General features: G+C 64.3%; 13 protein-coding genes. 6 read left to right on the top strand and 7 right to left on the bottom strand.

Annotated features, from left to right (window positions below; translation table 11 throughout):
* Positions 1–5: 5 nt before the first annotated feature.
* Genes mlaD through ACAty_RS13400 form a run of 3 tightly spaced genes read right to left on the bottom strand, consistent with a single transcriptional unit; the run spans position 6 to position 2,139 of the window.
* Complete coding sequence (mlaD, locus tag ACAty_RS13410; protein WP_004869477.1) at positions 6–521, bottom strand: outer membrane lipid asymmetry maintenance protein MlaD; 516 nt, start codon at positions 519–521, stop codon at positions 6–8.
* 14 nt (positions 522–535) lie between these two features.
* Positions 536–1,318: a lipid asymmetry maintenance ABC transporter permease subunit MlaE gene (gene mlaE / locus ACAty_RS13405; RefSeq protein ID WP_004869475.1), complete on the bottom strand. Its 783-nt coding sequence runs from the start codon at positions 1,316–1,318 to the stop codon at positions 536–538.
* The gene (locus ACAty_RS13400; RefSeq protein ID WP_266098592.1) at positions 1,315–2,139 is read right to left on the bottom strand and encodes an ABC transporter ATP-binding protein; all 825 of its coding nucleotides are present in this window, start codon (positions 2,137–2,139) and stop codon (positions 1,315–1,317) included. Before ACAty_RS13400 ends, mlaE begins: the two co-directional genes overlap by 4 nt.
* 175 nt (positions 2,140–2,314) lie before the next feature.
* On the opposite strand from ACAty_RS13400, the gene rpmH reads away from it, so the two are divergent.
* From rpmH to mnmE, 5 genes are read left to right on the top strand one after another with little or no spacing between them, the layout of a single operon-like run.
* Entirely contained in the window at positions 2,315–2,449 is a 135-nt protein-coding gene (gene rpmH / locus ACAty_RS13395) for a 50S ribosomal protein L34 (protein ID WP_004869469.1), read from the top strand.
* Positions 2,446–2,790 (top strand): ribonuclease P protein component, encoded by a 345-nt coding sequence (gene rnpA, locus ACAty_RS13390; RefSeq protein ID WP_004869466.1) that lies wholly within the window; start codon positions 2,446–2,448, stop codon positions 2,788–2,790. The genes rpmH and rnpA overlap by 4 nt, the downstream gene beginning before the upstream one ends.
* Complete coding sequence (gene yidD / locus ACAty_RS13385) at positions 2,790–3,008, top strand: membrane protein insertion efficiency factor YidD (RefSeq protein WP_004869464.1); 219 nt, start codon at positions 2,790–2,792, stop codon at positions 3,006–3,008. Before rnpA ends, yidD begins: the two co-directional genes overlap by 1 nt.
* Before the next feature lie 14 nt (positions 3,009–3,022).
* A complete protein-coding gene (gene yidC, locus ACAty_RS13380) occupies positions 3,023–4,639 on the top strand; it encodes a membrane protein insertase YidC (RefSeq protein WP_004869461.1) in 1,617 nt (538 codons plus the stop codon).
* Positions 4,640–4,651: 12 nt separating this feature from the next.
* Positions 4,652–6,001, top strand: coding sequence for a tRNA uridine-5-carboxymethylaminomethyl(34) synthesis GTPase MnmE (gene mnmE, locus ACAty_RS13375; RefSeq protein WP_004869458.1), 1,350 nt, complete (start codon positions 4,652–4,654; stop codon positions 5,999–6,001).
* A 66-nt stretch (positions 6,002–6,067) separates the two neighbouring features.
* On the opposite strand, the gene ACAty_RS13370 is transcribed toward mnmE, so the two are convergent.
* The 4 genes from ACAty_RS13370 to ACAty_RS13355 all read right to left on the bottom strand — a co-directional run bounded on the left by ACAty_RS13370 (position 6,068) and on the right by ACAty_RS13355 (position 9,788).
* Positions 6,068–6,514, bottom strand: coding sequence for an Hsp20/alpha crystallin family protein (locus ACAty_RS13370; RefSeq protein WP_004869457.1), 447 nt, complete (start codon positions 6,512–6,514; stop codon positions 6,068–6,070).
* Positions 6,515–6,595: 81 nt separating this feature from the next.
* The gene (locus ACAty_RS13365; protein WP_004869455.1) at positions 6,596–7,519 is read right to left on the bottom strand and encodes a lysophospholipid acyltransferase family protein; all 924 of its coding nucleotides are present in this window, start codon (positions 7,517–7,519) and stop codon (positions 6,596–6,598) included.
* A 51-nt stretch (positions 7,520–7,570) separates the two neighbouring features.
* On the bottom strand, positions 7,571–8,509 hold the full coding sequence (locus ACAty_RS13360; RefSeq protein WP_014003609.1) for a metal ABC transporter solute-binding protein, Zn/Mn family: 939 nt from the start codon (positions 8,507–8,509) through the stop codon (positions 7,571–7,573).
* A 64-nt stretch (positions 8,510–8,573) separates the two neighbouring features.
* A complete protein-coding gene (locus ACAty_RS13355; protein WP_004873276.1) occupies positions 8,574–9,788 on the bottom strand; it encodes a carbohydrate porin in 1,215 nt (404 codons plus the stop codon).
* A 188-nt stretch (positions 9,789–9,976) separates the two neighbouring features.
* Between ACAty_RS13355 and nadD the strand changes: the two genes are divergently transcribed.
* Positions 9,977–10,639 carry a nicotinate-nucleotide adenylyltransferase gene (gene nadD, locus ACAty_RS13350; protein ID WP_004873275.1) on the top strand — a complete coding sequence of 221 codons (663 nt, stop codon included), beginning with the start codon at positions 9,977–9,979 and terminating at the stop codon, positions 10,637–10,639.

The raw sequence follows: 10,639 nt of genomic DNA, 5'->3' as shown, positions 1-10,639 counted from the left end.
ATGGGTCACTGTCCTGGGGGGTTGGGAATGGCACTTGCGCCGGAGCCCGAGCCCGAACTGCCACTCCCGCCCTCAGCCTTGCTGAAGACCATCTGACCGATGAGCTGGTCGATGTTGACGGCACTTTGGGTCAGGGTGATGGTACCGCCGGGCTTGAGGTCCTGGGGCATGCCACCGGGCTGGAGGGCAATGTACTGTTCGCCCAGCAATCCCTGGGTATAGATGGAGGCGCCGGTATCCACCGGCAGCTTGAGCTGCGGCTCTATGCGCATGCTGACCTCGGCCTGGAAGGTTTTGGGGTCGATGCGGATACCCGTGACCTCGCCCACGGTCACTCCGCCCAGTTTGACGGGGCTGCGCACCTTGAGGCTGCCGACGTTGTTGAAGTCGGCGTGGAGAACATAACCCTCGCCGTACTGGAATCCAGACAGGTTTCCTACCCGAAAGGCCAACACCGCCAGGGCAGCAATCCCGAGCAGGACGAAAATCCCCACCCACCAGTCCACTGCACGATTACGCATTGAAGGGTCACCCGTCATGAAAAGAGTAAGGCCGTCAAAATGAAATCCAAGCCCAGTACCGCCAGGGACGCCGCCACCACACTGCGGGTGGTGGCGTTACCTACCCCCTCGGCGGTGGGTTTGGCGCTGTAGCCCTGCCAAGCGGCAATCCAGGCCACCACGAGCCCAAAACACAGGGCCTTGAACAGGCCGTTGAGTATATCGCCGCGGAAGGACACGTTGGACTGCATTTGCGACCAGAAGGTCCCGCTGTCCACGCCCAATACCGGAACGGCAATGAGGTAGCCGCCAAAAATGCCCACCAGATCGAAGATCACGCACAGGATGGGGACCGTGAACACGGCAGCCCACAAACGCGGGGAGACTACCCAGGCCAAGGGATCGACGGCCATCATTTCCATGGCCGACAATTGCTCCGTAGCCTTCATGGTGGCGATTTCCGCCGTCAAGGCCGAGCCGGCGCGTCCGGCAAAGAGCAGTGCCGTCAGGACCGGACCCAGTTCCCGCAGCAGGGACAGGGCGACCAGGGTCCCCAGGGCGGAGGTGGCACCGAAGCGTACCAGCGCGTAGTACCCCTGAAAGCCGAGCACCATGCCGGTGAAAAAGGCGGCCACGACCATCAGTGCCAGGGACAGTACCCCAAATCCGTAGACCTGGCGCAGCCATTGCTGGATGCTGAAGTGGCGATGCACCACCCGGCCGAGACCCAGTAGCAGAAAACGGCTGGCGGCACCGAGCCGTGGCACGCTCTCGCGCACCACTCGACCGAGCTCCGGAATGAACTCCAGGGCGGTCACGGCCGCACCCCCCCCAGTTTTCCTAGACCCATGACCTCCAGAAAGCTCTGGTTACTCGGGTAATGGAAGGGCACCGGCCCATCCGGTCGCCCGCTGAGGAACTGCTGCGCCAGCGGCGAGTCGCTGGCGCGCAGCTCCGCGGGTGTTCCGTGCGCAATGATCTTGCCACCGCCGAGGATGAAGCCAAGGTCGGCAATGGCGAAGGTCTCATCGATGTCGTGACTGACGACGATGCTGGTGGCGCCCAGGGCATCGTTGAGGCGGCGGATGAGGGTGGCGATGATACCGACGCTGATGGGATCGAGGCCCGTGAAAGGCTCGTCGTAGAGGATGAGGATGGGATCCATGACCACTGCCCGCGCCAGGGCGACCCGCCGGCCCATGCCGCCGGAGAGTTCGCCCGGCCCAAGCTCCGCGGCGCCCCGCAGCCCGACGGCCTCGAGCTTCATCAGGACCAACTTGCGTAGCAGGCTCTCGGGCAGCCGGAAATGCCGGCGCAAGGGAAAGGCGACATTCTCAAAGACCGAGAGATCGGTGAACAGGGCACTGTGCTGAAAGAGCATGCCCATGCTGCGGCGCAGGGCGAAGAGCCCGGCCCGATCCAGTTTTGACGGTTCCTGGCCCTGCACCCGAACTCGGCCGGCATCGGGGCGGAGGGTGCCGGCAATGAGGTTCAGCAGGGTCGTCTTGCCGCCACCACTGGCACCCAGAATGGCGGCCACGGCACCCCTCGGCACCCGTAGATCGATGCCGTCCAGCACGCGATGACTGCCACGGGAAAAGCGCAGCTGTTCAATTTCGATGAGGTCGCCCGCTGCCACACTCCACACCCTTGCACATTAGACCGCGGCATTATAGCCCGAGGATCCGAGTGCTGGCCAACCAGCGCAGACCGGGAGCCTTGTTTCCTGGCCACGGCAAAGGCCTGCGGCGGCTTGACATCGAGGGATCATCTCCTTATCTTCTCGGCTCTTGAGAGAACCAGGATAAAGCCCCATGAAGCGTACTTTCCAACCCAGCGTCGTTCACCGCAAGCGCACCCACGGTTTCCGCGCGCGTATGGCGACCAAGGCCGGTCGTCTGGTGCTGAAGCGTCGACGTGCCAAGGGTCGTGCCCGTCTCTGCCCGTGACGGCGAAGGCGCAGCCCCACGGTTTCGAACGCCGCTACCGTCTGCGGCACAAGGCAGAGATTCGGCGTACCTTGAGCGAAGGCCGTAAGCGCAGCTTTCCGGAGCTCGCCTGCTACGTCCTCGCCAACGATCGAGGCTTCGCCCGCCTTGGCTTGGCGGTCAGTCGCAAGGTCGGCAACGCGGTGCTGCGCAATAGGGTCAAACGGCGGTTGCGGGAGGCCTTTCGCCAGTCTCCCTGGCGCGATCAGGGTAAGGATCTCATGGTGGTGGCAAAGCCTGCGAGCGCCCAGGGCAGCTATCAAACCCTGTCGATGCGCGTCGATGCGGTGCTGCGCCCTTGATGGTGTGGCTGCGGCGCGGGGCGATCCTGCTCATCCGTGCGTACCAGCTGCTCCTGAGCCCCTTTCTCGGCAGTAATTGCCGTTTTCATCCCAGCTGTTCCGAGTACGCCTGTGAGGCCATCGCCCGTTACGGACTGCTGCGGGGTTCGTGGATGGGCATCAAACGTCTTGGTCGCTGTCATCCCTGGCATCCGGGTGGCTTCGACCCCGTTCCCTGAAGCTGTGGAGCCCCATGGATACGCAAAGAACCCTCCTTGCCGTCGTGCTCTCCATCATTGTCCTCGTGCTCTACGAGCAGTGGATGGCGCCCAAGCCCACGCATCCTGCCGCCGCCCCCACCGCCGTCACCCAGAGCGCCACGGCCAAGCCCGCACCCGCTCCGACCTCGGCGACGGCTACGGCGCCCAGCACCAGCGCGGCGGCGACCCTGTCCGGCACCGTGACGTCGGGCCTCGCGAGTCCAGCGGAACTTGCGGCAGCGCCGAGTGTTCCCTTTGCCACCCAGGTGTACCAGGGGTCCGTTAGCCTGCTCGGTGGCGATATCGTCCACCTCGGCCTCAAACACTATCCCACCAGCAGCAGCGACAAGGCGCCCTATCCGATCCTGACCCCAGAGAGCGCACGTCTCACCCTGCAGCAGAGTGGTTTTCGCGCCCTCGATGGGCAGATCCTGCAGGGACGCTATCGCTTGCTGCAGGATACCGGCCATACCCTGATTTTCCAGGGCGAGGCGGGCCCCCTGCGTATCGAGAAAACTCTGGAATTTGCACCGGACAGCTACCTCATCCACGAGACCGTCCGAGTCACCAATGGCGGTAGCTCGGACTGGAACGGCAGTTATCTCGACCAGATCCTGCGCAACGATCGCAGTGAGAGCCACTGGTTCATGTCCATCTTTACCGGTGCCGTGCTCATGCACAACGGCAGCTTCTCGGAGAAATCCTTTTCGGACCTGCGCAGTCACCCGGAGGACTGGAGTGGTTCCGGTTGGGCCGGTATGACCGATCACTATTTTCTGGAAGCGATTCTCCCCGAGCCCAAGGCCACCGGCCAGATCTATGCCCGAGCCGAGGGACCGAATTCCGTCGCTGGGGTGGCCGTGGCGCTGCCGCGCCTGGCTCCGGGACAGAGCACGACCATCGAGCAGGATCTCTACCTTGGCCCCAAGGAACAGAAAACGCTCTCGAGCCTCGGTCGTGGGTTGGAGCAGACCGTGGACTATGGCTGGTTCGCCATCATTGCCGAACCCATGCACGGAGTCCTGAGCTGGTTCCACAGCTGGACCGGTAACTGGGGCCTGGCCATCGTGCTCCTGGTTCTGGCGGTGAAGATCCTCTTTTTCTACCCCTCGGCCATCAGCTACCGCTCCATGGCCAACATGCGCAAGCTGCAGCCAAAGCTGGAGCAGATCAAGAAGCAGTACGGTGAGGACCGCCAGAAGATGGGGGCGGCCATGATGGAGCTCTACCGCAGCGAGAAGGTCAACCCCATGGCCGGCTGTCTGCCCATTGTCATCCAGATGCCGGTGTTCATTGCCCTCTACTGGGTGCTGGTGGAGAGCGTATCGCTGCGCATGGCCCCCTTCGTGCTTTGGATTCACGATCTGGCGGCACCAGACCCCTACTACATCCTGCCCTTGCTGATGGGAGTTTCCATGTTCATCCAGCAGCGCCTCAACCCGGCGCCCATGGATCCCATGCAGAAAAAGATCCTTTCGGCGCTGCCGGTGATTTTCGCAATTTTCTTCTCCTTCTTCCCGGCGGGCCTGGTGCTGTACTGGTTGACCAATAACGTGGTCTCCATCGCCCAGCAGTATCTCATCACCCGCCACGTGATGAAGGAAGTCTGAGGAAGCGTGCCCATGGCCTTGGACTACCGTCTGGGGGACACCATCGTGGCCCCCGCGACAGCCATGGGGGAGGCGGGAGTGGGTATCTTGCGTCTGTCGGGACCCAGGGCGCTGGCCATTGCCCGCGCCCTCTGCCGGCGGCAGCGTCCCTGGGAGCCGCGCCGCGCCTACCTGCAACGTTTCTACGACGATCGTGGAGGCGCCCTGGATCAGGGGATCGTCCTCTATTTTCCCGCCCCCAATAGCTTCACCGGCGAAGACGTCGTTGAACTACAGGGCCACGGTAGCCCCCTCGTCCTCCAGCTTCTGCAGCAGAGTGCCCGGCGCCTGGGTGCGCGTGACGCCCGTCCGGGGGAGTTCAGTGAGCGTGCCTTTCTCAATGGCCGCATGGATCTTGCCCAGGCCGAAGGACTCGCCGATCTCATCCATGCCCAGAGCGAGAGCCAGGCCCGCGCCGCCCTGGCTAGCCTCGAAGGCCGTTTTTCGGAGAAGATCAACGAACTGCGCGAGGCCATCCTGCAAGTACTGGCGCTGTGCGAGGCTGGCCTCGATTTCAGTGAGGAGGATCTTGGGAGCGCCCACCGCGACGCGCTGGAGCAGGCCCTGAAGACGAGCCAGCGCCGCCTCGAATCCCTGTTGCAGCAGGCTCGTCAGGGGGCACGCCTTGCCCGGGGTGCTCGCGTTGCCCTGATCGGCCGTCCCAATGTTGGCAAGTCCAGCTTGCTCAATGCGCTGGCCGGGCGCGAAAGCGCCATCGTCACGGCGATAGCGGGTACGACGCGCGATCTCGTCCGCGAGGAGCTGCAGATCGGCGGCTTGACGGTGGAGTTAGTGGACACCGCCGGCCTGCAGGACAGTGCGGATCCGGTGGAACGCGAGGGCATTCGCCGCAGTCGCGCCACCGTCGCCAGCAGCCAATGGGTACTGCTGGTAGCCGATGCCGCTGCCGGTTGGAAAAGCGACGACGCCCGCATCCTTGCCGAGTTGGACTCGCAACGCCTGACCATCGTCTGGAACAAAGGGGATCTGGTGGCAAAGGCGCCGGTGTTGCCGGAGCCCCGGCCGCAGCTGGTCGTCTCCGCCCGCACCGGGGCCGGACTGGACGCGCTGCGCATGGAGTTGCAACGGAGTCTGGGGGCAGTGGAAGCGGCTCCCTTCAGTGCCCGCAATCGCCACGTTCACGCCCTGGAGGAGTGTGGCAATGCCTTGACCGAGGCAGCGACGGCCCTGTCCATGGGCAACGAGGAACTCCTTGCGGAATGCCTACGCGCTGCCGGCGCGAGCCTCGCTACGGTCACCGGTGCCATGGACGTGGAAGAGATCCTGGGAGCGATCTTCTCCCAGTTCTGTATCGGCAAATGACCAAAGCAAAGGCCCGGGCGCCCATACACTCGGACGCTCGGGCCTGGTTTGCTGCCCGGTATTGCCTTATTCGACGGTGATCCGGCGACGCTTGGCAGATTCCGCCTTGGGCAGGGTCAGTTCGAGAACGCCATCTTTGTAGACGGCGCGGGTCTGGGCAGCATCCACGTCCACCGGAAGTTGAATGGTGCGCGAGAAATCGCCGTACCGACGCTCGCGGTAGATGTACTTGCCCTCGCCTTTTTCCACTTCCTCGGTCTTGTTGCCACTGATGTAGACCTGGTTGCCGTGGACCTGGATGTCCAGATGATCCTTGTCGACACCCGCCACTTCCGCCTTGATGACGATCTCATTGTCGCGGTCGATGACGTCGATGTGCGCCACATTGGGGCGACTCATTCCCGCGGACAGATTCACGGGCCGGAAGAACCCGGGCAGCATGGCATCGAAGAGCTGTTCCACCGGGTCCACGGCCCTCGCCGGGGCACTGACTACCTTGTTGTCCTCGCTCATGGTTCATCTCCTTTCCTGAAAAACCCAACCACACCCGGAAACTGGGGATGGTCGTGGAGCTTTTCAAGGGGGGCGACGGGGTCAACCGTAGGGGTAGTCCCAGCCGGGAGCGGGGTCCTTGTAGCGTCGATGTACCCACCAGTACTGAGCCGGCGCCTGGCGTATGGCGCCCTCCAGTACGGCGTTCATGGCCGTCGCATCGGCCTCTGGGTCGCCACTGGGAAAACCCTCGGGCATGGGCAGGATCTCCAGTCGGAAACCCGCGCCCCCCTCCAGGCGGTAGGCGAAAAGACCAAAGACGGCGCTCTGCCGCCGGTCCGCCAGGCGCCCCAGCAACGGCGTGGTACAGGCCGGACGGCCAAAGAAGGGGGCAAAGACGCCCTCCCGCGGGTCAACGTTCTGATCGGGCAGGATGCCGACGATCTCACTGCGCTGCAGGGCCTGGAGTAAAGGTCGGATGCCGCCTTCCTTGGCCACCAGGCGGGCGCCGCTGCGGGACCTGCCGGTCACGAGGTGGTCATTGATCAGCGGGTTACGGGTGGCCATGTAGAGCACCGTCACCGGCCAGCGTTGGCCAATGTACTGCACCGCCGCCTCCCAGGAGCCCAGATGGGCGGTGAACAGCACTACCCCCTTGCCGGTGGCCAGGGCGGCATCCACGGCCTCCGCTCCCTTTACCTCGCGGATGAGACCGAGGGCGCGCGGCAGCGGCCACAGCCAGAGTGGCCCGAGCTCCAGGAGCGCCTCGCCCAGGGCATGAAAATGCGCTCGCAAGAGCCGCCGCCGTTGCACCGTGGTGTACTCCGGAAAGGCAATCTCCAGATTGCGGCGGGCGACCCGGCGCGCCCGCGGTACCAGTACCCAGGCAAGGTCCCCCAGCCGGTGGGCAAGACCGAGGCGCGCCCGCCGCGGCAGGCGCGCGGAAAGGTGCATGAGCGCCACGGCGGTGCCGGCAGTGAAACGCTGCCCAAGGCTTGGTGAAGGCGCGGAAGTCGAGGCAAACATGGCGGCATTATGACAAAAGCCCAGCGCCAGTCCACGCGCCGCGGCGCTGCCTCAGTGCAACACCGTAGTGGACCGCCCCTGGGCCACAGCCGCCATCAGTGCCCGGGTCTCGGCGAGCATCCAGCTCTGGTACTGGTAGCCCGCCGGCATGGTCTCGTACACGCCCACCACGGGGATACCGTGCTGACGCGCGCGATCTAGGAAGGATCGGGTGAGGGGATCCGTCACCTGCTGGTTGTACAGGAACACCTTGACCTCGCGGCGATCGAGCAGGCGGTTCTGGTAGCTCACATCCTGGGGTGCCGGATCGGTTCCATTCATGATGGCTGCCTGCAGGGCCCAGGGGGTCTGGATTCGGCAGCCCGCTGCCTCGAGAAGATAGTCTGCCACGGGCTCCGTCACGGCGACGGGGGTACCGCCGTAGCGGGCCTTGAACTCGGCGATGGCGGAGAACCACGGCTGCAGCGACCGGTCAAACGCCCTGACCCGCGCCGCAAAGTAAGCGGCATGGGCCGGATCGAGCCGGCTCAGGGCCTCAGCCACCGCCTGGGCGACCTTGGGCATGGTATCGGGTCGGTACCAGAGGTGCGGGTTGGGGGTATTCCGCGGTAAGCCCAGCAGTTCCTGCACCACGATCACCTGCCGCCCGGGGGCGGGATTGGCCGCCAGGATCTTGCCTGCCCAATCGTCGTAGCCGAGGCCATTACGAACCACGAGACGTGCCTTGGCCAGTTCTCGGGCCACCGATGGGCTCGCCTCGAAACTGTGCGGATCGGTATTGGGGTTGCTCTCGATGGCGCGCACCGTAACGTAGGGTCCGCCGATCTGGGCAATGACGTCGGCGTATTCATTCTCGGCGCCGACGGCGTGAACGGGCTGCGCAAGGGCCGGTGTAGCGAGACCAAGACAGAGAGCGAGGCCAAACCACGACAGCGCCTGGGCGCTGCTCAGGATGCGCCGGAGGGAAGGGATGAGGCCGCGCAGGACCATGGGGTTACTCCTTAAAGTGCAAGTGAGTTGCATTATGGATGAAGTCCCACCCCTGTCAAGGGTCTCAGAAGAACTCGAGGTGCACGCGCAGCAGGGCCGCCGTGGCGTCGGGATAGACTCCCTGGGGGCGATGGATGAACTGGATATCCGGCTGAATGCTAAGATGTGGACGCAGTTGCGCCACATAGGTCAGTTCATAGGCCATTTCGGCGGGATGCACGGTGCCTGCGGGGAGCTCCTCATCCGCCTGCAGCACCGCGCTGCGCAGCCAGGATCGGGTCATGCCCAGACTGAGGCTATCGCCGGGCCGTCCGAGAAAGGGCTGCTCCAGGCGCAGGCCCAGCGCCAGCTGCCAGGGCACGGGATTGACGGATTGCGGTGCCGCCCCTCCTTGCAGAAACAGTCCGAGACGGCGCCCCCGGTCCAGCTCCCGGCGCGCCTCCCATACGGTGTAGACGCCGGAGGTGCTTGGACTGAGCCCCGGCAGGTCGGGATGGGGTTGCTGGTAGTGCCAGGCCCCCACTTTCACGACATAGCCACTGTCCTCGTCCGGCTCCGCGTCCCCCCAGCGCAGCCCACCTTCCCACAGCGCCAGATAGCCGCGGGCAAAGGTGTGGGTGAACTGGTGCTGGGCATCGCCCTGAAATATACCGAGCTTGGATCCCCAGATATCGCCGTGCACCCCCAGCATGGCTCCAAGGGCACTGTAGGGGTAACTGCCGTTGCCGGGCACATTCTCCGTGATGGTCGGCGTGAAGCCAAAGGCACTGTTCACCAGATTTTCGGCGGGACCGACCACGCCAAAGTAGTGGTTGATGTCGTCATAGCCCAGACGCAGCTGCACTCCAGCCCCGAGCTGCTGGCGAAAGCTGAGCTCGTAGAGGCGCAGTTCTGAGGGCGCGTAGATATTGCTTGGTGTCTGTAAGGCGGCGCTATAGCCCTCTGGATCGGCGCCGGCAAGGATGCCAATTCCGCTGAGCGTGAACTGTCCCCCGGGCCAGAGGCCGGCACGACCGGTGTCGAGACGGCCACCCAATTGCCCGAGCAGATTGGCCGTGCTCCCTTGGGCCGCGCCGCCGGCGAGATTGCTGTAGCTCTCGGCATCCAGATGACCAGCCCAGGACCAGCCATCGTTCAGGCGGTTGTAGCCGGGCAGGAGCTTGCTGGCGATGCCCGGGACCTGCTCCACGGGACCCTGTCCTCGATCCGCCGGGGTGGCGAAAACGGCGCTGGAAGCAAGCATGGTGCTCAGCAGCGCACAGAGGGGTATACGACGCATGGACAATCTCTCCAAATAATATAAATGCGAATCATTATCATTCAATAAATAGACTTACCGGTCAAGCTCCCCAGGGACGCGCGGAGTGGTCGTGCGGAATATATGCAACTTAGTTGCAGTTATCAAGGACGTCCTACGCCGCGCCCAGCCCTTTCCCTGGTCGCGGCACCTTTCCACGGACTCCGGCCATGGACTATAGTGCCCCCATGAAGCATGACCTGGTCATCCTCGGCGGCACCTTTGATCCGGTGCACTACGGTCATCTGCGTGCCCTGGAAGAGGTTCGGGAGGCCCTCGGCCTGCCCAAGGCGCTCTTGATCCCGGCCGGCAGCCCGCCGCACCGGCAAAGCCCCTGGGCGCCGGCTCGTCATCGTCTGGAAATGGTACGGCGGGCCGTGAGCCGATACCCGCAGTTGGAGGTCTGTAGCTTCGAGGTGGAGCGGGACGGCCCCTCCTACACCGTCGATACCCTACGCCACCTGCGCGAGACACACGGTGCGGCCTCGCTGTCCATGGTCATCGGTATGGATGCCTTTCTGCGCTTCGATACCTGGCGCGAGTGGGAGGCGATTCTCGATCTCGCTCACCTCGTCGTCACCGGTCGGCCGGGATGGCCGGCGGCCGAGCTGCCGGAGGCGCTGCGCCAGGCCCTGTATCGGCGACGCTGTGACGATCTCGCGGCCCTGCGGCGCGAGCGCGCGGGCAAGATCGCCTTCTTCAATGTCAGCGCCCTGGAGATTTCGGCCACCCGCATCCGCAGCCTGCTTGCGGAGGGTCGCAGCGCCGCTTTTCTGTTGCCCGACGCCGTCCTGGAATATATTGTGGCGGAACGGCTGTACTGCAGCCCCTGA

Source organism: Acidithiobacillus caldus ATCC 51756, from assembly GCF_000175575.2.
In the GTDB taxonomy this organism is placed as follows: domain Bacteria; phylum Pseudomonadota; class Gammaproteobacteria; order Acidithiobacillales; family Acidithiobacillaceae; genus Acidithiobacillus_A; species Acidithiobacillus_A caldus.
Note: the sequence above shows the minus strand (reverse complement) of the source record. Positions and strands in the feature narration are given on the sequence as shown.